Below are 25,531 nucleotides of genomic sequence, written 5' to 3' on the forward strand. Positions count from 1 at the left end.
TAGCTATAAGAATTCACGGCTGGCGGGCTTCGTCCGGCACACTGTCGAGCATCAGCCCACCGGTGTCCGAGCCGCCCAGTACCACATAGGCACTGCTACAGAACAAAGAGTTCAACCGCTTCATGTCGGCGATCAGCTCCAAGTGTAGCGAACTGGTCTCGATGCTTTGCACGACCTTGCGCTGCAGGCGGCTGACATGGGCGTGGGCGAGGCGCCGTTCCTGGGCACGGAACCTGCGTTTCTCCCGCAGCAGCAAGCGGGCGCTTTCCGGGTCGGCACTGAGGAACACCGACAGGCCCAGGCGCAGGTTGGCCAGCAATTGTTCCTGCAGGCCGGTCAGTTCCTCCAGGCCGACCTGGGAAAACTCCCGGCGCTGGCTGGTTTTCTGCTGCTGGACCTTGCGCAGCATGCGTTCGATCAGGTCGCAGGCGAGCTTGAGGTTGATGGCCAGCTCGATGATTTCGGCCCAACGGCGATTGTCCTGTTCGCTGAGGTCCTCGCGCGACATCTGCGCCAGGTACAGCTTGATCGCGCTGTACAGGGCTTCGGCATCTTCGCCCAAGGCGCGGACCTGCTGTGGCAAGGCCGCCTGGGTACCGCGCAACGCGCCGAGCATGGCTTCGAGCAGGCTGTCGACGATATCGCCCAGGCGCAGGGTTTCTCGGCATGCATTGGCCAGGGCCAGGCTGGGCGTTTCGAGTGCCGAGGCGTCGAGGTGGCGTGGGCGCACTTGCCCGTTGCCTGTTTCCCGTTCGGGCAACAGGGCGTTGCACAGCCGGCCCATGGGTTTGACCGTGGGTAACATGAGCAGGCAGCGCAGCGTGTTGTAGAGCAGGTGGAAGCCGATGACCAGCTCTTGCGGGCTGAAGCTCAACGAGTCCATCCATTCCACCAGCGGGTGCAGCACCGGGATGATCAGCACCAGGCCGATCAACTTGTACAGCAGGCTGCCCAGGGCCACCCGGCGCCCGGCGGCGTTCTGCATGCTGGTGCCGATGAACGCCAGCAGCCCACTGCCGATGTTGGCGCCAACTACCAGGCCGATGGCGACCGGCAGGCTGATCACTTCGGCGCCGGCCAGTGTGGCGGTGAGCAGCACGGCGGCCAGGCTTGAATAGGAAATCATGGCGAACATCGCCCCGACCAGGGCGTCGAGCATGATGTCGCCGGTCAGCGAGGCAAACAGCACTTTCACGCCCTGGGCATGAGTGATCGGCGCAGCTGCCTGCACGATAAGCTCAAGTGCCAGGATGATCAGCCCAAGGCCGATGCCTACACGGCCCAATTGGCCGGCCCGCGTCTGCTTGCGCGAAAGGAAGAAGATCACCCCGAGGAAGATCAGCAGTGGCGACAGCCATGACAGGTCGAAGGTCAGTACCCGGGCCATCAGTGCGGTACCCACGTCGGCACCGAGCATGATCGCCAAGGCCGGGGTCATGGCCATCAGGCCTTGGCCGACGAAGGAGGTGACCAGCATGGCCGTGGCGTTGCTGCTTTGCACCATGGCGGTGACCAGAATGCCGGCGATGAAGGCCAGCGGCCGCTTGTCCATGTTCTGGCTGATGATGCGCCGCAGGTTCGAGCCGAATACCCGGAGGATGCCGGTACGCACGATGTGGGTGCCCCAGACCAGAAGCGTCACGGCCGAAAGCAGGTTGAGCAGGGTCAGCATGGCGAAGGCCCCCTGTTGCGATGGCCTAGTGGGCCAAGAAAAGAAACGTGAGCATTGGAATAATTTTCGGTGCTCACTCAAAGCTTTGGTTGTTTTGCGCAGCTGTCGCCAGCTTCGCATGGCTGGCACGGGTTTGAAACCGACCAGAAATGAAAAAAGGGCCACGAAGGGCCCTTTCTGTGCTGCACTTCCTGGTCTTATTGACCCGGAATGTCCTTGCGCAGTTTCACCGGATCATGCTCTTTGCCTGCCTTGCGGGCCGCGGCGGTGCGCATGCGAATGTTGATCGCTTCCACTGCCAGCGAGAACGCCATGGCAAAGTAGACGTAGCCTTTGGGCACATGCACGTCGAACGCTTCGGCGATCAGCACGGTACCGACCACGATCAGGAACGACAGCGCGAGCATCTTCAGCGACGGGTGCTTGTCGATGAAGTCGCTGATAGCGCCGGCGCACAGCATCATCACCAGCACGGCAACCACGATGGCCGCGATCATGACCGGAACGTGGGAAACCATGCCCACTGCGGTGATCACCGAGTCCAGCGAGAACACGATGTCGATGATGGCGATCTGGATGATGGTGTAGAAGAACTTGCCACCCGCGCCTTTTGGCTCGTCCGGGTTTTCGTCTTCGCCTTCCAGGCCGTGGTAGATCTCTTGCGAGCTTTTCCACAACAGGAACAGACCACCGAAGAACAGGATCAGGTCGCGCCCGGAGATGCCTTGGCCGAACACCACGAACAGGTCGGCGGTAAGGCGCATGACCCAAGTGATCGACAGCAACAGCATGATGCGGGTGACCATGGCCAGGGCCAGGCCGAAGATCCGGGTGCGCGGCTGCATGTGCTTGGGCATGCGGCTGACCAGGATCGAGATCATGATGATGTTGTCGATACCGAGGACGATTTCAAGCGCGGTAAGGGTGAAAAAGGCAACCCAGATTTCCGGGCTGGTCAGCCATTCCATGTATTTTCCTTCGAGCGGTAATGGCGACGCGCCCCGGTCAGGGCGCGTCGCGTAGGTGATACGTGTGTATTAAAGACTACTGAACAGCGGGAAAATCCCCATCAGCAGTGCGGCGAGCATTATGCACAGGCACACCAACACTGCCCACTTGAGTGTAAAGCGCTGATGATCGCCAAATTCGATACCGGCCAGGGCCACCAGCAGGTAGGTGGAGGGTACCAGCGGGCTGAGCAGGTGTACTGGCTGCCCGACGATCGACGCACGGGCCATCTCTACCGGGGTGATGCCGTAATGGCTGGCGGCTTCGGCCAGCACTGGCAGCACGCCGTAGTAGAACGCATCGTTGGACATGAAGAAGGTGAACGGCATGCTCACGATCGCGGTGATCACCGCCAGGTAAGGGCCCAGCGCTTCGGGGATGACCGCCAGCAGGCTCTTGGACATGGCGTCGACCATGCCGGTACCGGACAGGATGCCGGTAAAGATGCCTGCGGCGAAGATCAGCCCGGTCACGGCCAGTACGCTGCCTGCGTGGGCGGCGATGCGGTCCTTCTGCTGCTGCAGGCATGGGTAGTTGACGATCATCGCGATGCTGAAGGCGATCATGAACAGCACCGGCAGCGGCAGTACACCGGCGATCAGTGCGACCATCAGGGCAGCGGTCAGTGCGCCGTTGAAGTACAGCAGCTTGGGCCGGCGTGCGTCCGGGTACTGCGAGACAGTGATTTCACTGTGGTCGATGTCGTCGGTCGGCAGGTGCAGTTCGCCCAGGCGAGCACGTTCACGCTTGCCGTACATGTAGGCGATGGCCAGGATCGCCAGCACACCGAACAGCATGGCCGGGATCATCGGCACGAAGATGTCCGATGGGTCTACGTGCAGGGCGCTGGCAGCGCGGGCGGTCGGGCCACCCCACGGGGTCATGTTCATCACCCCGCCGGCGAGGATGATCAGGCCGGCCATGATCCGCGGGCTCATGCCCAGGCGGCTGTACATCGGCAGCATGGCGGCACAGCAGATCATGTAAGTGGTGGCGCCGTCACCATCGAGCGAGACCACCAGGGCCAGTACAGCGGTGCCGACCGAGACCTTCAGCGGGTCGCCCTTGACCAGTTTGAGGATCTTGCGCACGGCCGGGTCGAACAGGCCGGAGTCGATCATCAGGGCGAAGTAGAGGATGGCGAACATCAGCATCACGCCGGTTGGCGCGAGCTTGCTGATGCCTTCGAGCATCATGGGGCCGATCTTGGCGGAAAAACCACCGAACAGGGCGAACAGAATCGGTACCAGGATCAGCGCGATCAAGGCCGACAGGCGCTTGGTCATGATCAGGTACATGAAGGTGATGACCATGGCAAAGCCGAGGAAGGTCAGCATGGCAATACTCCAGGCGTGGCGCTACGAAAGGAACGTCGATTCGGGCGGATCAGCGCGTTGGGCGCTGCGCGGGGAGCATGCGGAGGGGGACTGCGGAAAGGCGGGCACAGGAATACATCAGAATCACCATTGTTGTTGTTGATTGGGCCGGGCGCGGTTTTACCGGGTGCCCTGGCTGACCGGTCTCGTGCCGGTAGTGGGCGCTATCCTATGAGGGCAAGCTTTCAGCCAGCTTTCGCCGAAGCAAAGGCGACGAGAGGTAGGTGATGCAGAATGTGACCGAAGGGGGCTGCCATTGCGGCGCCTTGCGTTACCGGTTGGAGGGCGACCTGACGGACATCGCCCATTGCCATTGTTCGATATGCCGCCGGGTAAGCGGCGGGCTGGTGGTGACCTGGCTCACCCTGCCTCGTTCGGGGTTTCAGTGGCTGGCGGGCGAACCCAACTGCTATGTGGCACCGGCCAGTTGCAGCCGGTACTTCTGTGGGCATTGCGGGGCGCATGTGGCATTGGTGACCACGCACAGCCCGGAAACGGTGGATGTGACGGTGGCGACGCTGGATCACCCGGAACTGGTCAGGGCCAACCGGCATATCTGGGTGGGCAGTCGGCTACCTTGGCTGCATCTGGATGAACAGTTGCCTTCCGAGGCTGAGGAGAAGCTTTAGGCCTGTGTTGTCTGTACCGGCCTCTTCGCGGGTAAACCCGCTCCCACAGGATCACCGCAGCCTCAAGGCCTGTGCAGTCCCTGTGGGAGCGGGTTTACCCGCGAAGAGGCCGGCACAGGCAACATCACAATTGCAGGCCACCCGCAGCCTTGTGCAGCGCCCGCAAGTGCTCGCCGATCTGCTTCACATTGGCTTCGATCGCGGCAATTTCCTTGGCCCGTGATGGCTCCAGCAGCGCCCTCACCTCTTTGTCCAGGCTGGTGCTCAAGCGCAACAGCTGTGCCTGGCGTTCGCTGCTCACCTGCTCAAGGTGCTTGCGCTCTTCGGGTTGCGGCAGCCCGTAGCCCTTGGCATCCAGCAACTCTGCCGGACGGCTGAGGAAACCGCTGTTGGCGAGCATCTGCTTGAGGGTTGCGTCAGCTTTGTTGACGCTGCCATCTTTCAGCGCCGCAGCATTCAGGTAGCGCTGCTTGACCTCGTCTTGAGCCAGCAGAAGCTGCCGGCGAAGGCTGGCCTGTTCGAGCAGCAGCAACGCGGCGCTGGTGCGCAGGTCAGCCTTGGCGAACCAGCTGCGACGTTGATCGGCCTCCAGGGCCAACCAGTCTTCAACCAGGGCTTGCTTGATCGGCAGCTGTTTCCTGAGCACTTCGAACATGGCCTGGTAGCGGTCGCGGTAAGAATCGAAGCGGTAGCCCAGGCGCAACGCCTCGCGCGGGTCATCAAGCACGCTGGTGTCGGCCAGCCCCCTGCCCTTTAGCACGGCCAGCAAACCGTTGGGCATGATGCTGTCCAGGTCATTTATGCGCGGGTTGGCTGTGCCGCTGCGCAGCAGTTTCAACGACTCCACTGCACAGTTGTTGGACAGGAACCAGTAGTTGCCGTCATAGCTCCAGTGCATCTCGGCGGCCTGGCGCACCAGGTTCTCGATTTCTTCGCGGTTGAGCTTCAAGGGCACCGAGGCCAGGCTGCGCAGTTCGGTCTTGGTGTATTCGTCGATCACTTGGCCCAGTGGCAATACGAATAGTCGTGACGGGTAGTTACCGACCAGGCCGTCCCAGCTGGACAGCTGCACGTCGTTGACGAAGGCGCGGTACGAAAGCACCAGGCTTTGGTCTAGGTCCAGGCGGCAGTCTGGACCGCGTGGGCGGCCCGGTTTGCAGATCACCAGGCGCAGCATGCTGTGACCCCAGCGGCTGACCAGGTTTTGGTTGGCTTCGGCCAGCAGGTAGTCCACTTCATAGACCCGCTCGGGGTCGATCTCACCCAGTGGCTGGCGAGCGAAGTCACTGCCAGCGTTGATGAACGGCAGGCCCTTGGCGCAGGTGTCCTGTTGCGGTGCCCAGCCGAAATGCTGGCGCAAGTACTGGTTCAGCGCCGGACGGCGGCAGCCGTAGCTTGGGTCGAGGAGGAAGTACTCCATGTTGACCGCGATGTATTCCTTGGGGCTGCTTAGTTCATAGCTGTCGGGGCTACGCACGAACTGGCCATTGTGTTGCTCGCGCTCGCCGCGTCGGCCCACGTATTGTGGCCAGCCGGCCAGGTCGAGCAGGCGCGGGTCGTCGCTGAGGGTGAATCGACGTTCAGCCTGGCCTCGACATTCTTCAGGCAGGCCGATCTTGCCCAGCGTGCCCTGCTGGCGCTTGCAGCGGGCGATCAGCGAACGCTCGGCACCGGGCCACAGGCGGGCACGGTCGTAGATATGGGTGAGCTCGTGCAACACGGTGGCCAGCAGCTCTTCACGCACCGTGCCATGGGGGCGGTTGGTGCGCTCGGTGGCGGCGCTGCCGTCGGTGAGGCTGGGCAGCAAGCGGCGGTTGAGCTCGAGGGTGGATACCAGTGATGCCTGCCCATAGGCGTCGGCAGGCATGTTGTCGCTCCAGCTGACCCGCACGCGGCGGTCCAACTGTTGCTTGAAGCGCGGCGGCAGCCTGCCCATGGCCTCGTCAAGCAGGGCCTGTGAGGCTTGGGTTTGCTGCGGGTCCAGGCCGGACGCCTGCAGCTCTAGCTGCAGGTCGGCCAAGGCGGGCGTGCCGAGCAGCGTCAGGGCGCAGCCGAGCAGCCAGGCGCGCACGCGAATCACAGTGCGAGGATGGCTTCGGCCAGTACCTGGTCGCTGGCGCCGCGCGCTTCTGGTACGCGCTCGCGCAGGGTGTTGAAGGCTGCCTCGAGTTGGACGCCGCGGATGTCACCGTTGCTGGCGACGAAGCTGGCAGCGTCGTCGTGGGCTTCGCGCACCACTTTGGAATCACGGATAGACGTGGTGGTGTCCGAGGTGAAGTCGATCGAACGGCCGAAGGCACGCACGATGATGTTGCTGGTAGCCACCAGGGTCTGTGCCTGGGCCAGGTCGGCCAGCAGCAGCATGCCGAGGGAAGCGGCAATCAGCGGTTTACGCATGGAGCATCTCCGAAAAATACAGGGAGTCAGGTGAGTTATTGGACGAGAATTGCCTGCGCCAGTTCCAGATCGCCGACAGTGTGCCGTGCACAATTGTGGCGTAATGATTCCAGCGCGGCTTCCAGGCGTGCACCACGGATCACGCCATCGCTGGCAACGAATGCGGCGGCATCATCACGGGCCTGCCTGATCAGTTTGCGATCGAAGGGCGCGGTAGTGACCTGGCTGGTGGCATAGCCCGAGATGACCAGGCCTTGCGTGGTGGTATCCATGGCATGGGCGCTGGCCATGCCGACAACGGAGAACAGCAGCGGCAACAGATAACGCATGGGCTTTCTTGAAGGCTGGAAAAATGGACGACGAAGGCTACCCCAGGTGCGAGGGCTCTAGCCAACGCACCTGTTTTGCCTAGGGTGTATCAGAGCGCCAGGATGGCCTGGGCCAGCTGTGCATCGCTGGCTTGCAGGGCCGGCATGTTCGAACGGATGTGCACGAAGGCGCTTTCCAGGCGGGCACCGCGGATATCGCCTTGAGTGCCGACGAACGTGGCGGCGTCATCCCGGGCCGCCTGCACGATCTTGTCGTCGCGGAACGACGAGGAAAGGTCGGATGTGGCGTCAGTGGAAGCGGCAACGGCGCGTACTACCGTGTCGGTGGTGACAACGAAGCTGGTGGCGTGGGCAGTGCCAGCCAGGCCGAGTAACAGGGCGGCGCCAAGCAGGTGTTTACGGGACATGATCGTGGACTCCTGGGTAGGGTCAGGTTGGTTCTGCTCTATCGGACGTTTGCAGGGCTCGTCACGGTACGTTTCAACAACTGGTTCTAGCAGACGGTTAAGCCAAGCGTATCACGCGGTGCTGCGTTGGGAGGTCAACGCGTGTTGTGCGTGATAACTGTAATGGTGATTATTGGTTTTTACAAAACTGTACTGGTAATGACCTTGAGCGCTCTGCAACGCGCCTTTCGGGCAATAAAAAACCCGTTGCAGTGACCTGCAACGGGTTTGGGAATTCGCGGTGCCGGCCGCAGCCGGCAAGCCGGTGCTTAGCGCCAGAAAGGCTTGCTCAGCTCTTCGTAACGCTGCGACTCGCTGATACCGGCGTCGGCCAGCAGGCGGCTGTCCAGGCGAGCCAGTTGACGGCGGCTGGCCATACGGCGCTGCCACAGCAGCAGGGTGGACAGTGCGCGCAGCGGCATCGATGCGTTGGATTGCTGGGCGTTGCTTTCAAAAACCAGACCGGAACTGAGGGTACGTTCCATGATGCTTCATCCTTCCGCTTATGGCGGGATTAGGTAGTGATTTAACTGATGCCAATGATCCTCCTCTGCTGTCCATAACAGTAGATACAGTTCAGTTGAAAGACGATGGCTCAGTTAACTGTGTAACCCTACTGTTGCACTCGAAAATGGCGCAACTGTACTGGTCTGCACGAATATGGTGCGATTTAAGAGATGGAGATGGTTTTAAGCGGCGAGGATCGGTTGAAAACCGGTACAGTAGAACAGTTTTATAAAGAAGGAAGGCCGGACTGTGCAGCACAGTCGTAATGGTGCGGCCTTGTGTCGCGACAAGGCCGCAGACCGGCCCAGGATTGCGGCGTTACAGCTGAAAAAGAAGGGGCTGCTGTGCAGCCCCATCGCGACACAAGGCCGCTTCTCCATCAGCTAGCCAGCATGCGCCCGGTTTCTTCCAGGTTCTCGTGCCAGCTCAACGCTTCACGCAGGATGTGCGGGGTATGGCCGCCACGCTGGCAGGCGCGATCGAAGTAATCGTTCAGCGCAGCGCGGTAGTCTGGGTGCACACAGTTGTCGATGATCGCCCGTGCCCGTTCGCGCGGCGCCAGACCACGCAGGTCGGCAAGGCCCTGCTCGGTGACCAGGATGTCCACGTCGTGCTCGGTGTGATCGACATGGCTGACCATTGGCACCACGCTGGAAATCGCGCCACCTTTGGCAATCGACTTGGTGACGAATACGGCCAGGTGGGCGTTACGAGCGAAATCGCCCGAACCGCCAATGCCGTTCATCATCCGGGTACCGCAGACGTGGGTGGAGTTGACGTTGCCGTAGATATCGAACTCCAGTGCGGTGTTGATACCAATGATGCCCAGGCGACGTACCACTTCCGGGTGGTTGGAGATTTCCTGCGGGCGCAGCACCAGCTTGTCCTTGTAGCGCTCCAGGTTGCCGAACACGTCGGCGTTGCGGCGGCTGGACAAGGTGATCGAGCTACCCGAGGCGAAGCTCAGCTTGCCGGCGTCGATCAGGTCGAAGGTGGAGTCCTGCAGTACTTCGGAGTACATGGTCAGGTCTTCGAACGGCGATTCGATCAGGCCGCACATCACCGCGTTGGCGATGCTGCCGATACCGGCTTGCAGCGGGCCGAGCTTGTTGGTCATGCGGCCAGCGTCCACTTCCTTTTTGAGGAAGTTGATCAGGTGGTCGGCGATGCCTTGGGTTTCATCATCTGGCGGCAGCACAGTGGACGGCGAGTCTGGCTGGTCGCTGATGACGATACCGACGATCTTGGCCGGGTCGATCGGGATGGCGGTGCTGCCGATACGGTCGTCTACCTTGACCAGCGGGATGGGGGTGCGGGTCGGGCGGTAGGTCGGGATGTAGATGTCATGCAGGCCTTCGAGGTTGGTGTTGTGCGAGAGGTTGATCTCGACAATCACCTGCTTGGCGAAGATCGCGAAGCTGGCCGAGTTGCCCACCGAGGTGGTCGGCACGATGTGGCCTTGCTCGGTGATGGCCACGGCTTCGATGACTGCGATGTCCGGCAGCTTCAGCTGCTGGTTGCGCAATTGCTCGACGGTTTCCGACAGGTGCTGGTCGATGAACATCACCTGGCCATCGTTAATGGCCTTGCGCAGGGTGCTGTCGACCTGGAACGGCATGCGGCGAGCCAGCACGCCGGCCTCGGTCAGTTGCTTGTCCAGGTCGTTGCCCAGGCTGGCGCCGGTCATCAGGCTGATTTTCAGTGGCGACTGCTTGGCACGTTCGGCCAGTGCATGCGGTACGGCCTTGGCTTCGCCGGCGCGGGTGAAACCGCTCATGCCGACGGTCATGCCGTCCTCGATCAGACCAGCGGCATCAGCCGCACTCATTACCTTGCTGTGCAGGGAGGACAAGCGGATACGATCACGGTACATGGATTGTTATCTCGGGCTACTGAAACTACTGCAGCGCAGTCTAGAGATTTCGCCCATTGCCGTCCCACGACCATGGTCGTATGAGAAGCCTTGAAGTAGAGCCGTTGATCCGGATCAATAAAAGGAAAGCCCCGACAGATTCTGACCGGGGCTTCCTTTATATCAGCTGGTTTGCAGCGGCCGTTGTCACTCCACTGCTTTGACCATGTCCTCGATGACCTTCTTGGCGTCACCGAACACCATCATGGTCTTGTCCAAGTAGAACAGTTCGTTGTCCAGGCCAGCATAGCCGCTGGCCATGGAGCGCTTGTTGACGATGATGGTCTTGGCCTTGAACGCTTCGAGGATCGGCATGCCGGCGATTGGCGATTTGGGGTCGTTCTTCGCCGCCGGGTTGACCACATCGTTGGCGCCCAGCACCAGCACCACGTCGGCCTGTCCGAACTCGGCGTTGATGTCCTCCATCTCGAACACCTGGTCGTATGGCACTTCGGCTTCGGCCAGCAGGACGTTCATATGCCCGGGCATGCGGCCCGCCACTGGGTGAATCGCATACTTCACGGTTACGCCGTTGTGGGTCAGCTTCTCGGTAAGCTCCTTCAATGCGTGCTGGGCACGGGCCACCGCCAGGCCGTAGCCTGGGACGATGATTACGCTGTCGGCATTGCTGAGCAGGAAGGTGGCATCGTCAGCCGAACCAGATTTCACCGGGCGCTGTTCTTGCGAACCTTGCGCCGCGCCAGTGTCGGTATCGCCACCGAAGCCGCCGAGGATGACGTTGAAGAACGAACGGTTCATCGCCTTGCACATGATGTACGAGAGGATGGCACCGGACGAGCCCACCAGGGAGCCTGCGATGATCAGCATCGAGTTGTTCAGGGAGAAGCCGATACCGGCCGCTGCCCAGCCCGAATAGCTGTTGAGCATCGACACCACCACCGGCATGTCGGCGCCGCCGATCGGAATAATGATCAGCACGCCCATGATGAAGGCCAGGACCAGCATCAGGGTGAAGGCACTGTAATGACCGGTGAAAGTGAACAGCAGGCCCAGGGCGATGGTGGTCAGGCCGAGGATCAGGTTCAGCTTGTGCTGGCCCGCGAACTGTACAGGAGCGCCTTGGAACAGGCGGAACTTGTACTTGCCCGACAGCTTGCCGAAGGCGATCACCGAACCGGAGAAGGTAATGGCACCGATGGCAGCACCGAGGAACAGCTCCAGGCGGTTGCCGGTAGGGATCGGGTCACTGATGGCGGCAACGATGCCCATCGACTGCGGCTCGAGTACGGCGGCGATGGCGATGAACACCGCCGCCAGGCCGATCATGCTGTGCATGAAAGCGACCAGCTCCGGCATCTTGGTCATCTCGACGCGCTTGGCCATGATCGAGCCGGCGGTGCCACCGACCAGCAGGCCGACGATGACATAGCCGATGCCGGCGGTGGCCAGTTCTGCACCTAGCTTATAAATGAGGCCAACCGTGGTAAGGATGGCGAGCCCCATGCCAATCATGCCAAACAGGTTGCCACGCCGCGAGGTAGTCGGGTGCGACAGGCCCTTGAGCGCCTGGATGAAGCACACCGAGGCGACGAGGTAGAGGAGCGTTACCAGATTCATGCTCATGCTTACTTCTGCGCCTCGTTCTTGGTTTTCTTCTTGAACATTTCAAGCATGCGGCGGGTGACCAGGAAGCCACCGAACACATTGACTGCGGCCAGGGCCACGGCAAGCGTGCCCATCAGCTTGCCAGCCGGGGTCACGGTCAGCGCGGCAGCCAGCATGGCACCGACGATGACGATCGCCGAAATGGCGTTGGTAACCGCCATCAGCGGGGTGTGCAGCGCCGGGGTGACGTTCCACACCACGTGGTAGCCCACATAGATGGCCAGCACGAAGATGATCAGGTTGTAGATGCCGTGAGAAATCAGCATGTCTTCCATTGTCGTGCTCCTTAGCCGTTCTTGCGGACGACCTGACCATCACGGCACATCAGGCAGGCCGCGACGATGTCGTCTTCGAGGTTGATGACCAGCGCGCCGTCCTTGTCGAACAGCAGCTTCATGAAGTCCAGCAGGTTGCGCGCGTACAGCGCCGAGGCATCGGCACCCACCTGCGCAGGCAGGTTGGTCGGGCCGACGATGGTCACGCCGTTTTCCTGCACCACCTGGTCGGCAACGGTCAGTGGGCAGTTGCCGCCCTGGGCCGCAGCCAGGTCGATGACCACCGAGCCGGGCTTCATCTGCGCCACGGTTTCGGCACTGAGCAAGGTCGGTGCCTTGCGCCCGGGGATCAGCGCGGTGGTAATGACGATATCGGCCTGCTTGGCGCGTTCGTGCACGGCCTGGGCCTGGCGTTGCATCCAGCTGGCCGGCATGGGTCGGGCGTAGCCGCCGACGCCTTCGGCGCACTCGCGCTCTTCGTCGGTCTCATAGGGCACGTCGATGAATTTGGCGCCCAGCGACTCGATCTGCTCCTTCACGGCTGGGCGTACATCGGATGCTTCGATCACCGCACCCAGGCGCTTGGCCGTGGCAATGGCCTGCAGGCCGGCAACGCCCGCGCCGAGGATCAGCACGCGTGCGGCCTTAACGGTACCGGCAGCGGTCATCAGCATGGGCATGAAGCGTGGGTAGTGATGGGCTGCCAGCAACACGGCCTTGTAACCGGCGATGTTGGCTTGCGACGACAGCACATCCAGGCTTTGCGCCCGAGAGGTACGCGGCGCGGCCTCCAGGGCGAAAGCGGTGATGCCGCGTTCGGCCATCTTGCCGATCAGTTCGCTGTTGAACGGGTTGAGCATGCCCACCAGCAGGCTGCCACTGTTGATCAGGGCCAATTCCTGGTCGTTGGGGGCGACCACTTTGAGTACCAATTGGGCGCCGTAGGCGTCGGCTGCGCTCCCCAGGGAAGCACCCACGGCCTCATAGGCACTGTCCGGAATGGCGGCGTTGAGCCCTGCACCCCGTTGGACGGTGACCTGATGGCCCTGGCCAATCAGTTTCTTGATGGTTTCGGGGGTCGCAGCGACCCTTGTCTCACCGGTCTGCGTCTCGAGAGGAACACCAATGTGCACGACTATTTCTCCTGCGGTGACCTTTTGTCTTTGTAAAAGCCAGCACACTTCGGATGGTGAGCTGGGGCGGCTGTGGAGCGCCGGCCCGCCGGATACCGGGCGGGCGAAGCATTTTGCAGACGAACCCAGAGGCCTTCAACCGGTTCTGGAGCGAAACGAAGTTAAAACTACAAGTCACCCTGTGACCGCTTGTCGCAGCGATAAGGCTGCAGCCCGTCAAGCATGGGCTATTGGCAGATTAGGAGAAAAAAACAAAAAAAATGCGAAGAATTCGCTTACGGATTGGTGGATGTCGCAAAATAACCCGCAAAGCCGCGTGTTAAGCAGGGTTAAAGGGTATTTTTATGCCTGCATTACAGTTTTCGAAAAAGCGACAAATACATATATCTGTAGGTGTTTAAAATAATTGACTACAGAGTCAATTTGTCGCACTTGTTCTTGTTTTGCCTGTGTATGCCTGGGCCTGGCTCACCAGCCAGTCGCGAAACGCACGTAGCGATGCTGACTCTACCTTGCGTTCGGGAATCATCAGATAGTAAGCCTTGTCGCTACTCAGGGCATGCCTGTTAGCGACCACCAGCCTACCCTCCTCCAGCTCTCGCTGGATCAGGAACGGCGGTATCAGGGCAATGCCCATTTCGTGCATGGCCGCCTGGGCGAGCATCGAGAATAGTTCATAGCGCGGGCCTGTCATGTCGCGTTCAACATTCATACCTACGCTGCCGAACCATTGCCGCCAGGCATAGGGGCGCGTGCTTTGCTGCAGCAGGGGAAGCTGCGCGATGTGGCGTGCCTCGAGCTTGCCCTGCCCATCCAGCAGTACCGGGCTGCACACCGGTACTGGGTTTTCCCCCATCAGCCTGTGCGACTGGGTGCCAGACCAATCGGCATCACCAAAATAGATGGCGGCATCGAAGGTTGTGTCCGCAAACAGGAATGGCCGGGTGCGGTTGGTGAGATTGACCGTGACCTCTGGGTGGCGCTGCTGGAAGTCCTTGAGCCGTGGTAGCAGCCATTGAGTGCCAAACGTCGGCACCACCGCCAGCTCGATCACATTGGCGCCCTGCAGGCGCATCACCGACAAGGTATCGCGTTCCACGGCGTCCAGCTGGGTGGCCACCTGGCGACTGTAGGACAGGCCGGCTTCGGTAAGCTTCACGCCCCTGCGCGAGCGGCGGAACAGTTCCACATTAAGGAAGGCTTCTAGCCCACCGATCTGCCGACAGACGGCGCTTTGGGTCAGGGCGAGTTCCTGGGCAGCCTTGGTAAAGCTTTCGTTACGTGCCGCCGCTTCGAAGCAAACCAGAGCGGCGGTACTGGGGATCTTGCGGCGCATGTACGTCAACCTCACTTGTAAGGCTGTCAATATGGCGTTTTGCCGATTTACGAAGTGACAAATTATCACTAATTGGTGCGCAATCCTCGTTTGTCCCGGCGGCTGATCAAGCCTAGGCTCAAAGGCACAAGAAACTGCCCCCTATTACGAGGATTTCGCTCATGGCCGGTAAAGCAAGCTTCAACTGGATCGACCCGCTGCTGCTGGATCAGCAGCTCACTGAGGAAGAGCGCATGGTGCGTGACAGCGCTTATCAGTTCGCCCAGGACAAGCTGGCCCCACGTGTGCTCGAGGCTTTCCGTCATGAGCAGACCGACCCGGCGATCTTCCGCGAGATGGGTGAAATCGGCCTGCTGGGTGCAACCATTCCCGAGCAGTACGGTGGCAGCGGTTTGAATTACGTGTGCTATGGCCTGATTGCCCGCGAAGTGGAACGCATCGACTCAGGTTACCGCTCGATGATGAGTGTGCAGTCGTCGCTGGTGATGGTGCCGATCAACGAATTTGGCACCGAGGCACAAAAACAGAAGTACCTGCCCAAGTTGGCGAGTGGCGAGTGGATCGGTTGCTTCGGCCTGACCGAACCTAACCATGGCTCCGACCCGGGCTCGATGATTACCCGGGCCAGGAAGGTGGACGGTGGCTACCGTCTTACCGGCAGCAAGATGTGGATCACCAACAGCCCCATCGCCGACGTGTTCGTGGTCTGGGCCAAGGACGATGAGGGCGATATCCGTGGCTTCGTGCTGGAGAAAGGCTGGCAGGGCCTCAGTGCTCCGGCGATCCATGGCAAGGTCGGCCTGCGCGCCTCGATCACTGGCGAAATCGTCATGGACAATGTGTTCGTGCCGGACGAGAACATTTTCCCGGATGTACGTGGCCTCAAAGGCCCGTTCACCTGCCTGAACTCGGCTCGCTACGGTATTTCCTGGGGGGCGCTGGGTGCCGCTGAAGCTTGCTGGCACACCGCCCGCCAATACACCCTGGACCGCCAACAGTTCGGACGCCCGTTGGCCGCCAACCAATTGATCCAGAAAAAGCTGGCCGACATGCAGACGGAAATCACGCTGGCGCTGCAAGGCTGCCTGCGCCTGGGGCGCATGAAGGACGAAGGAACGGCTGCAGTGGAGATTACCTCGATCATGAAGCGCAACTCCTGCGGCAAGGCGCTGGATATCGCCCGTATGGCGCGCGACATGCTCGGTGGCAACGGCATCTCCGACGAGTTTGGTGTGGCTCGCCACCTGGTCAACCTGGAGGTGGTCAACACCTACGAAGGTACTCATGACGTGCATGCGCTGATTCTGGGGCGTGCGCAAACCGGTATCCAGGCCTTCTATTAATAAGGAGCAGTCCATGGGCGCGCTATCACATCTGCGGGTGCTGGACCTTTCGCGCGTGTTGGCCGGCCCGTGGTCTGGCCAGATTCTCGCTGACCTTGGCGCTGACGTGATCAAGGTCGAGCGCCCTGGCAGTGGCGACGATACCCGCTCATGGGGGCCACCCTTCCTCAAGGATGTCGAGGGTGAGAACACCGGCGAGGCGGCCTACTACCTGTCGGCCAATCGCAACAAGCGTTCGGTGACCATCGACTTTACCCAGCCCGAGGGGCAGCGCCTGGTGCGTGAGTTGGCGGCTAAGTGCGATATCGTCATCGAGAACTTCAAGGTGGGTGGGCTGGCTGCCTATGGCCTGGACTACCAGAGCCTGAAGGCAGTCAACCCACAGCTTATCTATTGCTCCATTACGGGCTTCGGCCAGACCGGCCCATATGCCAAGCGCGCTGGCTATGACTTCATGATCCAGGGGCTGGGTGGGCTGATGAGCCTGACCGGTCGCCCAGAAGGTGAGGCAGGTGCAGGGCCGGTGAAGGTGGGTGTAGCGCTTACCGACATTCTGACCGGACTGTATTCCACGGTTGCCATGCTTGCTGCCCTCGCCCACCGGGATCAGACCGGGGTCGGCCAGCATGTCGATATGGCATTGCTCGATGTGCAGGTGGCCTGCCTGGCGAATCAGGCAATGAACTATCTGACCACAGGCACCTCGCCTCGCCGGCTGGGTAATGCGCATCCCAACATAGTGCCTTATCAGGATTTCCCGACGGCGGATGGAGACTTCATTCTTACCGTGGGTAATGACAGCCAGTTCCGCAAGTTCGCCGAAGTGGCCGGGCAGCCGCAATGGGCGGATGACCCGCGCTTTGTGACCAATAAACTGCGGGTGGCGAACAGGGCCGAGCTGATTCCACTGATACGCCAAGCCACGGTGTTCAAGACCACGGCTGAATGGGTGCGCCAGCTGGAAGCTGCAGGGGTGCCGTGTGGGCCAATCAATGACCTGGCGCAGATGTTCCAGGACCCCCAGGTGCTGGCGCGAGGGCTGGCGGTAAGTATGGCGCATCCGTTGGCGGGTAGCGTACCGCAGGTCGCGAGCCCGATACGCTTGTCGGAGACGCCGGTGGAGTATCGCCGGGCGCCGCCACTGTTGGGCGAGCATACCGACGTGGTGCTGGGGGAAGTGTTGGGGTTGGGTGCCGGCGAGCTGCAGCGACTACGCGGCGCTGGTGTACTTTAGAAGCCGCGGGTTGCACTGAAAAGCGGGGAGGCCGTCAGGCCTCCCCGCTTTGCTTTTCAGCGATATGAAGGTTTCTTGAAATTAAAGGTTGACGGGGTTTCGAATCCCCTTATAATGCGCCCCACTTCCAGCGACATCGGAACGACAAACTCCTTGAGATTCAATGAGTTAAGTAGTTAAGGTGGTGTTGGAAGGGCTACGATCGAATGATCGCAAGCGGTTGAAATGGTGGTTGACAGCGCTTCTTGGTGCTGTATGATTCGCCTCCCGCTACGAGAGATCGCAGCGAGCCAAGTGTTTGAAGCTAAACGAGTTTCTCGCAAAAAACTTCAAAATAAACGCTTGACAGACTCTGAGGAAAGCGTAGAATGCGCGCCTCGGTTGAGACGAAAAGCTCTTAACCAAACGCTCTTTAACAAATTGAATCAAGCAATTCGTGTGGGTGCTTGTGAGTACGGACTGATAGTCAAAAAGATTATCAGCATCACAAGTGGCCATGCGAGAAATCACATAGTCATTTGAGATTGCTGAGCCAAGTTTAGGGTTTCTTAAAAACCCAAGCAGTATTGAACTGAAGAGTTTGATCATGGCTCAGATTGAACGCTGGCGGCAGGCCTAACACATGCAAGTCGAGCGGATGAGAAGAGCTTTCTCTTCGATTCAGCGGCGGACGGGTGAGTAATGCCTAGGAATCTGCCTGGTAGTGGGGGACAACGTTTCGAAAGGAACGCTAATACCGCATACGTCCTACGGGAGAAAGCAGGGGACCTTCGGGCCTTGCGCTATCAGATGAGCCTAGGTCGGATTAGCTAGTTGGTGGGGTAATGGCTCACCAAGGCGACGATCCGTAACTGGTCTGAGAGGATGATCAGTCACACTGGAACTGAGACACGGTCCAGACTCCTACGGGAGGCAGCAGTGGGGAATATTGGACAATGGGCGAAAGCCTGATCCAGCCATGCCGCGTGTGTGAAGAAGGTCTTCGGATTGTAAAGCACTTTAAGTTGGGAGGAAGGGCAGTAAGCTAATACCTTGCTGTTTTGACGTTACCGACAGAATAAGCACCGGCTAACTCTGTGCCAGCAGCCGCGGTAATACAGAGGGTGCAAGCGTTAATCGGAATTACTGGGCGTAAAGCGCGCGTAGGTGGTTTGTTAAGTTGGATGTGAAAGCCCCGGGCTCAACCTGGGAACTGCATCCAAAACTGGCAAGCTAGAGTACGGTAGAGGGTGGTGGAATTTCCTGTGTAGCGGTGAAATGCGTAGATATAGGAAGGAACACCAGTGGCGAAGGCGACCACCTGGACTGATACTGACACTGAGGTGCGAAAGCGTGGGGAGCAAACAGGATTAGATACCCTGGTAGTCCACGCCGTAAACGATGTCAACTAGCCGTTGGAATCCTTGAGATTTTAGTGGCGCAGCTAACGCATTAAGTTGACCGCCTGGGGAGTACGGCCGCAAGGTTAAAACTCAAATGAATTGACGGGGGCCCGCACAAGCGGTGGAGCATGTGGTTTAATTCGAAGCAACGCGAAGAACCTTACCAGGCCTTGACATGCAGAGAACTTTCCAGAGATGGATTGGTGCCTTCGGGAACTCTGACACAGGTGCTGCATGGCTGTCGTCAGCTCGTGTCGTGAGATGTTGGGTTAAGTCCCGTAACGAGCGCAACCCTTGTCCTTAGTTACCAGCACGTTATGGTGGGCACTCTAAGGAGACTGCCGGTGACAAACCGGAGGAAGGTGGGGATGACGTCAAGTCATCATGGCCCTTACGGCCTGGGCTACACACGTGCTACAATGGTCGGTACAGAGGGTTGCCAAGCCGCGAGGTGGAGCTAATCTCACAAAACCGATCGTAGTCCGGATCGCAGTCTGCAACTCGACTGCGTGAAGTCGGAATCGCTAGTAATCGCGAATCAGAATGTCGCGGTGAATACGTTCCCGGGCCTTGTACACACCGCCCGTCACACCATGGGAGTGGGTTGCACCAGAAGTAGCTAGTCTAACCTTCGGGAGGACGGTTACCACGGTGTGATTCATGACTGGGGTGAAGTCGTAACAAGGTAGCCGTAGGGGAACCTGCGGCTGGATCACCTCCTTAATCGACGACATCAGCCTACTGATGAGCTCCCACACGAATTGCTTGATTCATTTGCTGATCAGAACTCAGAAATGAGCATTCCCTGCGAATGTTGATTTCTGACTTTTGTCAGATCGTTCTTTAAAAATTCGGATATGTGATAGAAATAGACTGATGGCCAGTTTCACTGCTGGTTAATCAGGCTAAGGTAAAATTTGTGAGTTCTGCTCGAAAGAGCGACGTGCGAATTTTCGGCGAATGTCGTCTTCACAGTATAACCAGATTGCTTGGGGTTATATGGTCAAGTGAAGAAGCGCATACGGTGGATGCCTTGGCAGTCAGAGGCGATGAAAGACGTGGTAGCCTGCGATAAGCTTTGGGGAGTCGGCAAACAGACTGTGATCCAGAGATCTCTGAATGGGGGAACCCAGCCAGCATAAGCTGGTTATCTTGTACTGAATACATAGGTGCAAGAGGCGAACCAGGGGAACTGAAACATCTAAGTACCCTGAGGAAAAGAAATCAACCGAGATTCCCTTAGTAGTGGCGAGCGAACGGGGACCAGCCCTTAAGTTGGTTTGAGATTAGTGGAACGCTCTGGAAAGTGCGGCCATAGTGGGTGATAGCCCCGTACACGAAAATCTCTTATCAATGAAATCGAGTAGGACGGAGCACGAGAAACTTTGTCTGAATATGGGGGGACCATCCTCCAAGGCTAAATACTACTGACTGACCGATAGTGAACCAGTACCGTGAGGGAAAGGCGAAAAGAACCCCGGAGAGGGGAGTGAAATAGAACCTGAAACCGTATGCGTACAAGCAGTGGGAGCCTACTTTGTTAGGTGACTGCGTACCTTTTGTATAATGGGTCAGCGACTTATATTCAGTGGCGAGCTTAACCGAATAGGGGAGGCGTAGCGAAAGCGAGTCTTAATAGGGCGTTTAGTCGCTGGGTATAGACCCGAAACCGGGCGATCTATCCATGGGCAGGTTGAAGGTTAGGTAACACTGACTGGAGGACCGAACCGACTACCGTTGAAAAGTTAGCGGATGACCTGTGGATCGGAGTGAAAGGCTAATCAAGCTCGGAGATAGCTGGTTCTCCTCGAAAGCTATTTAGGTAGCGCCTCATGTATCACTGTAGGGGGTAGAGCACTGTTTCGGCTAGGGGGTCATCCCGACTTACCAAACCGATGCAAACTCCGAATACCTACAAGTGCCGAGCATGGGAGACACACGGCGGGTGCTAACGTCCGTCGTGAAAAGGGAAACAACCCAGACCGTCAGCTAAGGTCCCAAAGTCATGGTTAAGTGGGAAACGATGTGGGAAGGCTTAGACAGCTAGGAGGTTGGCTTAGAAGCAGCCACCCTTTAAAGAAAGCGTAATAGCTCACTAGTCGAGTCGGCCTGCGCGGAAGATGTAACGGGGCTCAAACCATGCACCGAAGCTACGGGTATCACCTTTTGGTGATGCGGTAGAGGAGCGTTCTGTAAGCCTGTGAAGGTGAGTTGAGAAGCTTGCTGGAGGTATCAGAAGTGCGAATGCTGACATGAGTAACGACAATGCGAGTGAAAAACTCGCACGCCGAAAGACCAAGGTTTCCTGCGCAACGTTAATCGACGCAGGGTTAGTCGGTCCCTAAGGCGAGGCTGAAAAGCGTAGTCGATGGAAAACAGGTTAATATTCCTGTACTTCCAGTTATTGCGATGGAGGGACGGAGAAGGTTAGGCCAGCCTGGCGTTGGTTGTCCAGGTTTAAGGTGGTAGGCTGGAATCTTAGGCAAATCCGGGATTCTAAGGCCGAGAGCTGATGACGAGTTGCCTTTAGGCGACGAAGTGGTTGATACCATGCTTCCAAGAAAAGCTCCTAAGCTTCAGATAACTGGGAACCGTACCCCAAACCGACACAGGTGGTTAGGTAGAGAATACCAAGGCGCTTGAGAGAACTCGGGTGAAGGAACTAGGCAAAATGGCACCGTAACTTCGGGAGAAGGTGCGCCGGCGAGGGTCAAGGACTTGCTCCGTAAGCCCATGCCGGTCGAAGATACCAGGCCGCTGCGACTGTTTATTAAAAACACAGCACTCTGCAAACACGAAAGTGGACGTATAGGGTGTGACGCCTGCCCGGTGCCGGAAGGTTAATTGATGGGGTTAGCGCAAGCGAAGCTCTTGATCGAAGCCCCGGTAAACGGCGGCCGTAACTATAACGGTCCTAAGGTAGCGAAATTCCTTGTCGGGTAAGTTCCGACCTGCACGAATGGCGTAACGATGGCGGCGCTGTCTCCACCCGAGACTCAGTGAAATTGAAATCGCTGTGAAGATGCAGTGTATCCGCGGCTAGACGGAAAGACCCCGTGAACCTTTACTATAGCTTTGCACTGGACTTTGAATTTGCTTGTGTAGGATAGGTGGGAGGCTTTGAAGTGGGGACGCCAGTTCTCATGGAGCCATCCTTGAAATACCACCCTGGCAACTTTGAGGTTCTAACTCAGGTCCGTTATCCGGATCGAGGACAGTGTATGGTGGGTAGTTTGACTGGGGCGGTCTCCTCCCAAAGAGTAACGGAGGAGTACGAAGGTGCGCTCAGACCGGTCGGAAATCGGTCGTAGAGTATAAAGGCAAAAGCGCGCTTGACTGCGAGACACACACGTCGAGCAGGTACGAAAGTAGGTCTTAGTGATCCGGTGGTTCTGTATGGAAGGGCCATCGCTCAACGGATAAAAGGTACTCCGGGGATAACAGGCTGATACCGCCCAAGAGTTCATATCGACGGCGGTGTTTGGCACCTCGATGTCGGCTCATCACATCCTGGGGCTGAAGCCGGTCCCAAGGGTATGGCTGTTCGCCATTTAAAGTGGTACGCGAGCTGGGTTTAGAACGTCGTGAGACAGTTCGGTCCCTATCTGCCGTGGACGTTTGAGATTTGAGAGGGGCTGCTCCTAGTACGAGAGGACCGGAGTGGACGAACCTCTGGTGTTCCGGTTGTCACGCCAGTGGCATTGCCGGGTAGCTATGTTCGGAAGAGATAACCGCTGAAAGCATCTAAGCGGGAAACTTGCCTCAAGATGAGATCTCACTGGGATCTTGAATCCCCTAAAGGGCCGTCGAAGACTACGACGTTGATAGGTTGGGTGTGTAAGCGCTGTGAGGCGTTGAGCTAACCAATACTAATTGCCCGTGAGGCTTGACCATATAACACCCAAGCAATTTGCGCGTCAGCCAAATTGCGGTGGTGAAGATGATACGAACCGAAAGTTCGCAACGAACCACACAATCACATATCCGAATTCGCTGGGCTGTCCATCTGGACATTCTGGCTACAGAATTTCTTGACGACCATAGAGCATTGGAACCACCTGATCCCATCCCGAACTCAGCAGTGAAACGATGCATCGCCGATGGTAGTGTGGGGTTTCCCCATGTGAGAGTAGGTCATCGTCAAGATTCATTTCGCAAAACCCCTATCTGCACATGCAGGTAGGGGTTTTGTCTTTAAGTAGGAACTACAGAGATTCGCAGGCACGTCCGAAGGACGGGCCAGCACACAGAATTTCTTGACGACCATAGAGCATTGGAACCACCTGATCCCATCCCGAACTCAGCAGTGAAACGATGCATCGCCGATGGTAGTGTGGGGTTTCCCCATGTGAGAGTAGGTCATCGTCAAGATTCAAACCCAAAGCCCCTGTCTGCGATGCAGACAGGGGCTTTGTCTTTTCCGAGTTTCAATAACGCTCAAAACTGATAGCTGACCGTAGCGCTCACATTGCGCTCTTCACCCATGTAGCAGTAGTTCAGGCTGGCACATGAGGTAATGTAGCTTTCATTGGTAAGGTTGTTTGCGTTCAGCCGCACATCCACACCCGTCAGACCCACCTTCCCCAGGTCATAGCCGATCGAAGCGTCGAACAGGGTGTAGGAAGGCACCTTCATGCTGTTTTCCGCATCCACCCAGCTATAGCCCACATATCGCACCCCACCGCCCAGCCGCAGTCCATCCAGAGCCCCTTGGTGGAAGTTATAGTCAGCCCACAGCGAGAACATCTGTTTCGGTGCCTGGGTTGGCGCGTTGCCTTCATTGTCCAGGCTGGCCGACACCAGGCTCGGCATCGACTTGGCGTACTCGATATCGGTGAAGGTATAGCCACCCAGCAGTTTCAGGCTGTCGCTCAGCTGCACATGAGCCTCTAGCTCCAGCCCTTGCGAGCGTACTTCACCTACCGGGCGATAAAAGTTTTCGTCAGGCTGCTTCGAAGCCAGGTTTTCCTGCTCGATACGGAACACCGATGCGGTAAACAGGTTGTCGCTGCCCGGAGGCTGATACTTGATGCCGGCTTCCCACTGAGTGCCCTCGGTCGGTGCCAGCGGGCGGCCTTGCTGGTCGGACACGGTATTGGGATTGAACGACTCCGAGTAGCTGACATAAGGCGCAATGCCATTCTCGAACAGGTAGAGCACCCCGGCCCGGGTAGTAAACCTGGAGCGCTGATCGCTGACCTTGGTGTCGCTGTCGCGATTCTCCTCGGACACCTTCACCCAGTCCTGGCGAAGCCCAAGGGAGAATCGCCACTGGTCGACCTCCACCAGGTCCTGCAGATACACACCTGTTTGCTGCAAGCGCCGCTGGTAGCGGTTTTCGCCCAGTACCTGAAGGTTGCCATTGCCGTATTGCGGGTTGCCGGCGTTCAGCGGGTCGACCGTGCCATAGCACCATGCGACATCGGCTTTGCGTCGCTGGTAGTCTGCGCCCAGCAGCAGGGTGTGTTTGGCAGCGCCGGTGAAGAATTCCGCCTGCAGCATATTGTCGATGATGTACGAATGCAGGCGCTCGTCGCCGCCGGTATAGGCGCGGTTGAGAATGTTGCTGTCGGCATCCGCCCAGCCGGCCGAGTACACCTGGTCCATGGACACGTCGGAATCCTGGTAGCGGAAGTTCTGCCGCGCGGTGAACACATCGTTGAAGCGATGCTCGAACTGGTAGCTGAAGGACTGCTGGGTGCGCTCGTAATTATCGATACCCGGCTCACCCTCGAAAAAGTGGTCCGACAAGCGCAAGCCGTTGCGCTTATGCAGCATACCGTCAGCAGGGTTGCCGCCGTGGTACCCGCCGTTAGGGTCGTGCTGCAGGTAAGCCTGCAGTGTGAGCGAGGTGTCCTCGGTGAAGTCGACGCTGATGGCCGGGGCGATGGTATAGCGTTCTTCCTTGTTGTGGTCGAACTGTGTGTCCGAAGCATCCGCCAAACCTGTCAGGCGATACGCAATACGCTTGTCATCATCTACAGGGCCACTGAAGTCGAAGCCCATGCTCCGCTGGCCCTGGGTGCCGACCGTGGCTTGAACCTGGTGGAAAGGGGTGAGCAGTGGCTTCTTGGTGGTAAGGGCTACCAGGCCGCCCGGCGAGCTTCGCCCATAGAGTACTGAAGACGGCCCCTTGAGAATGTCGATGCGCTCAAGGAAGTACGGGTCCACCTGCATGGTGCTGTAAGTGCCATTGTCGCCCATGGACTTGAGCCCATCGACGTAGATGTTATCCACCGAGCCGTCGTTGAAGCCGCGCATGGCCACATAGTCGTAGCGATGGGTGGCACCGTAGGGGTTGGTCAGTACCCCAGGCGTGTAGCGCATGGCCTGGGCAACGGTCTGAGAGCCCTGATCGTCCATCTGCTGGCGAGTTACTACCGAGACCGATTGGGAGGTCTCCACCAGTGGCATGCTGGTCTTGGTCGCCACTTGGCTATGCGTGGCGTTGTAACCCTCCATGCTGCCCAAGGCGTTGCCCAGAGAGAAACTACGGACATCGGTGTCTGGCAATGCCAGGGCTGCGTCCTGATGCTGTGCCTGCAGCACATAGTTGCGTCCGTCCTGGCTGACAGCTTCCAGCCCGCTGCCATTAAGCAACTGGCGCAGCGCGTGATCAATGGCGTATTGCCCCTGCAGGCCGTTGGATTGCAGGCGATCGGTCAACTGAGGCGTACTGGACAGGGTGATGCCGGCCTGGCGAGCGAACTGGTTCAATACATCGGCCAGTTGGCCGGCCGGTATTGCATAGTGATGACTCACTTGGGCTGTTTCAGCCGCAACGGACAGTTGCGCAACAGCTGCCAGGCCCATGGCGGTACCAAACAGAGCAGCCCGTATGGCATGGCGTAAGTAAGCGGACTGCAGGACTGGTCGAAAATCATTCGGGCTGAAAGTGTGGTTTAACACCGGCTTGATGAACATGA

General features: G+C 58.7%; 18 protein-coding genes and 4 rRNA genes. 8 read left to right on the forward strand and 14 right to left on the reverse strand.

The genetic code is table 11. From position 1 onward, the window contains the following. Positions 1-13: 13 nt before the first annotated feature. The 3 genes from ACNQP3_RS00520 to ACNQP3_RS00530 form a co-directional block, all read right to left on the reverse strand. Positions 14-1,672: a Na/Pi cotransporter family protein gene (locus tag ACNQP3_RS00520; RefSeq protein ID WP_012269949.1), complete on the reverse strand. Its 1,659-nt coding sequence runs from the start codon at positions 1,670-1,672 to the stop codon at positions 14-16. Between the two features lie 197 nt (positions 1,673-1,869). Continuing rightward, on the reverse strand, positions 1,870-2,640 hold the full coding sequence (locus tag ACNQP3_RS00525; RefSeq protein WP_012269950.1) for a TerC family protein: 771 nt from the start codon (positions 2,638-2,640) through the stop codon (positions 1,870-1,872). 69 nt (positions 2,641-2,709) lie between these two features. Then, positions 2,710-4,017: a CitMHS family transporter gene (locus ACNQP3_RS00530; protein WP_012269951.1), complete on the reverse strand. Its 1,308-nt coding sequence runs from the start codon at positions 4,015-4,017 to the stop codon at positions 2,710-2,712. Positions 4,018-4,283: 266 nt separating this feature from the next. Between ACNQP3_RS00530 and ACNQP3_RS00535 the strand changes: the two genes are divergently transcribed. Continuing rightward, a complete protein-coding gene (locus ACNQP3_RS00535) occupies positions 4,284-4,685 on the forward strand; it encodes a GFA family protein (RefSeq protein WP_012269952.1) in 402 nt (133 codons plus the stop codon). Between the two features lie 124 nt (positions 4,686-4,809). Here ACNQP3_RS00535 and ACNQP3_RS00540 read toward each other — a convergent pair whose 3' ends face one another. From ACNQP3_RS00540 to ACNQP3_RS00580, 9 genes are all read right to left on the reverse strand, one after another. Then, complete coding sequence (locus ACNQP3_RS00540; RefSeq protein WP_041166347.1) at positions 4,810-6,765, reverse strand: DUF4105 domain-containing protein; 1,956 nt, start codon at positions 6,763-6,765, stop codon at positions 4,810-4,812. Next, positions 6,762-7,082 carry a DUF2388 domain-containing protein gene (locus tag ACNQP3_RS00545; RefSeq protein WP_003252932.1) on the reverse strand — a complete coding sequence of 107 codons (321 nt, stop codon included), beginning with the start codon at positions 7,080-7,082 and terminating at the stop codon, positions 6,762-6,764. Before ACNQP3_RS00545 ends, ACNQP3_RS00540 begins: the two co-directional genes overlap by 4 nt. A gap of 35 nt (positions 7,083-7,117) precedes the next feature. Next, positions 7,118-7,411: a DUF2388 domain-containing protein gene (locus ACNQP3_RS00550; protein WP_012269955.1), complete on the reverse strand. Its 294-nt coding sequence runs from the start codon at positions 7,409-7,411 to the stop codon at positions 7,118-7,120. 89 nt (positions 7,412-7,500) lie between these two features. Continuing rightward, positions 7,501-7,818, reverse strand: a complete 318-nt coding sequence (locus tag ACNQP3_RS00555; RefSeq protein WP_012269956.1) for a DUF2388 domain-containing protein — start codon at positions 7,816-7,818, stop codon at positions 7,501-7,503. A 308-nt stretch (positions 7,819-8,126) separates the two neighbouring features. Further along, complete coding sequence (locus ACNQP3_RS00560) at positions 8,127-8,342, reverse strand: DUF1127 domain-containing protein (RefSeq protein WP_012269957.1); 216 nt, start codon at positions 8,340-8,342, stop codon at positions 8,127-8,129. 401 nt (positions 8,343-8,743) lie between these two features. Continuing rightward, positions 8,744-10,237 carry an acetyl-CoA hydrolase/transferase family protein gene (locus ACNQP3_RS00565; RefSeq protein WP_012269958.1) on the reverse strand — a complete coding sequence of 498 codons (1,494 nt, stop codon included), beginning with the start codon at positions 10,235-10,237 and terminating at the stop codon, positions 8,744-8,746. A 186-nt stretch (positions 10,238-10,423) separates the two neighbouring features. Next, positions 10,424-11,860 (reverse strand): NAD(P)(+) transhydrogenase (Re/Si-specific) subunit beta, encoded by a 1,437-nt coding sequence (locus ACNQP3_RS00570; protein WP_003252919.1) that lies wholly within the window; start codon positions 11,858-11,860, stop codon positions 10,424-10,426. Positions 11,861-11,862: 2 nt separating this feature from the next. Next, positions 11,863-12,177 (reverse strand): NAD(P) transhydrogenase subunit alpha, encoded by a 315-nt coding sequence (locus ACNQP3_RS00575; protein WP_003256966.1) that lies wholly within the window; start codon positions 12,175-12,177, stop codon positions 11,863-11,865. A gap of 11 nt (positions 12,178-12,188) precedes the next feature. Beyond that, entirely contained in the window at positions 12,189-13,310 is a 1,122-nt protein-coding gene (locus ACNQP3_RS00580; RefSeq protein ID WP_012269960.1) for a Re/Si-specific NAD(P)(+) transhydrogenase subunit alpha, read from the reverse strand. Here ACNQP3_RS00580 and ACNQP3_RS00585 point away from each other — a divergent pair. Then, on the forward strand, positions 13,303-13,716 hold the full coding sequence (locus ACNQP3_RS00585; RefSeq protein ID WP_141729060.1) for a hypothetical protein: 414 nt from the start codon (positions 13,303-13,305) through the stop codon (positions 13,714-13,716). The two genes, ACNQP3_RS00580 and ACNQP3_RS00585, sit on opposite strands and share 8 nt — an antisense overlap. Before the next feature lie 12 nt (positions 13,717-13,728). On the opposite strand, the gene ACNQP3_RS00590 is transcribed toward ACNQP3_RS00585, so the two are convergent. Beyond that, entirely contained in the window at positions 13,729-14,646 is a 918-nt protein-coding gene (locus ACNQP3_RS00590; RefSeq protein WP_012269961.1) for a LysR family transcriptional regulator, read from the reverse strand. 161 nt (positions 14,647-14,807) lie between these two features. Between ACNQP3_RS00590 and ACNQP3_RS00595 the strand changes: the two genes are divergently transcribed. The 6 genes from ACNQP3_RS00595 to rrf (ACNQP3_RS00620) all read left to right on the forward strand — a co-directional run bounded on the left by ACNQP3_RS00595 (position 14,808) and on the right by rrf (ACNQP3_RS00620) (position 22,976). Next, positions 14,808-15,989 (forward strand): acyl-CoA dehydrogenase, encoded by a 1,182-nt coding sequence (locus ACNQP3_RS00595; RefSeq protein WP_012269962.1) that lies wholly within the window; start codon positions 14,808-14,810, stop codon positions 15,987-15,989. Positions 15,990-16,002: 13 nt separating this feature from the next. Continuing rightward, on the forward strand, positions 16,003-17,223 hold the full coding sequence (locus ACNQP3_RS00600) for a CaiB/BaiF CoA transferase family protein (RefSeq protein WP_012269963.1): 1,221 nt from the start codon (positions 16,003-16,005) through the stop codon (positions 17,221-17,223). A gap of 568 nt (positions 17,224-17,791) precedes the next feature. Continuing rightward, positions 17,792-19,328, forward strand: a 16S ribosomal RNA gene (locus ACNQP3_RS00605). A gap of 278 nt (positions 19,329-19,606) precedes the next feature. Beyond that, positions 19,607-22,499, forward strand: a 23S ribosomal RNA gene (locus ACNQP3_RS00610). Positions 22,500-22,635: 136 nt separating this feature from the next. Beyond that, positions 22,636-22,751 (forward strand): 5S ribosomal RNA (rrf, locus tag ACNQP3_RS00615). A 109-nt stretch (positions 22,752-22,860) separates the two neighbouring features. Continuing rightward, a 5S ribosomal RNA gene (gene rrf, locus ACNQP3_RS00620) occupies positions 22,861-22,976 on the forward strand. Together the 16S, 23S and 5S rRNA genes form the textbook arrangement of a ribosomal RNA operon. Positions 22,977-23,042: 66 nt before the next feature. On the opposite strand, the gene ACNQP3_RS00625 is transcribed toward rrf (ACNQP3_RS00620), so the two are convergent. Then, positions 23,043-25,418, reverse strand: coding sequence for a TonB-dependent siderophore receptor (locus ACNQP3_RS00625; RefSeq protein WP_264316694.1), 2,376 nt, complete (start codon positions 25,416-25,418; stop codon positions 23,043-23,045). Positions 25,419-25,531 lie beyond the last annotated feature (113 nt).

It is taken from the genome of Pseudomonas sp. LFS074, from assembly GCF_047978165.1.
Taxonomy (GTDB): Bacteria; Pseudomonadota; Gammaproteobacteria; order Pseudomonadales; family Pseudomonadaceae; genus Aquipseudomonas; species Aquipseudomonas putida_P.

Coding starts and splice junctions, on each gene's coding strand:
- ACNQP3_RS00585 (WP_141729060.1), top strand. CDS start 13,303: ATGTGCACGACTATTTCTCCTGCGGTGACCTTTTGTCTTTGTAAAAGC.
- ACNQP3_RS00535 (WP_012269952.1), top strand. CDS start 4,284: ATGCAGAATGTGACCGAAGGGGGCTGCCATTGCGGCGCCTTGCGTTAC.
- ACNQP3_RS00545 (WP_003252932.1), bottom strand. CDS start 7,082: ATGCGTAAACCGCTGATTGCCGCTTCCCTCGGCATGCTGCTGCTGGCC.
- ACNQP3_RS00560 (WP_012269957.1), bottom strand. CDS start 8,342: ATGGAACGTACCCTCAGTTCCGGTCTGGTTTTTGAAAGCAACGCCCAG.
- ACNQP3_RS00575 (WP_003256966.1), bottom strand. CDS start 12,177: ATGGAAGACATGCTGATTTCTCACGGCATCTACAACCTGATCATCTTC.
- ACNQP3_RS00570 (WP_003252919.1), bottom strand. CDS start 11,860: ATGAGCATGAATCTGGTAACGCTCCTCTACCTCGTCGCCTCGGTGTGC.
- ACNQP3_RS00520 (WP_012269949.1), bottom strand. CDS start 1,672: ATGCTGACCCTGCTCAACCTGCTTTCGGCCGTGACGCTTCTGGTCTGG.
- ACNQP3_RS00525 (WP_012269950.1), bottom strand. CDS start 2,640: ATGGAATGGCTGACCAGCCCGGAAATCTGGGTTGCCTTTTTCACCCTT.
- ACNQP3_RS00565 (WP_012269958.1), bottom strand. CDS start 10,237: ATGTACCGTGATCGTATCCGCTTGTCCTCCCTGCACAGCAAGGTAATG.
- ACNQP3_RS00555 (WP_012269956.1), bottom strand. CDS start 7,818: ATGTCCCGTAAACACCTGCTTGGCGCCGCCCTGTTACTCGGCCTGGCT.
- ACNQP3_RS00530 (WP_012269951.1), bottom strand. CDS start 4,017: ATGCTGACCTTCCTCGGCTTTGCCATGGTCATCACCTTCATGTACCTG.
- ACNQP3_RS00600 (WP_012269963.1), top strand. CDS start 16,003: ATGGGCGCGCTATCACATCTGCGGGTGCTGGACCTTTCGCGCGTGTTG.
- ACNQP3_RS00590 (WP_012269961.1), bottom strand. CDS start 14,646: ATGCGCCGCAAGATCCCCAGTACCGCCGCTCTGGTTTGCTTCGAAGCG.
- ACNQP3_RS00595 (WP_012269962.1), top strand. CDS start 14,808: ATGGCCGGTAAAGCAAGCTTCAACTGGATCGACCCGCTGCTGCTGGAT.
- ACNQP3_RS00550 (WP_012269955.1), bottom strand. CDS start 7,411: ATGCGTTATCTGTTGCCGCTGCTGTTCTCCGTTGTCGGCATGGCCAGC.
- ACNQP3_RS00625 (WP_264316694.1), bottom strand. CDS start 25,418: ATGGGCCTGGCAGCTGTTGCGCAACTGTCCGTTGCGGCTGAAACAGCC.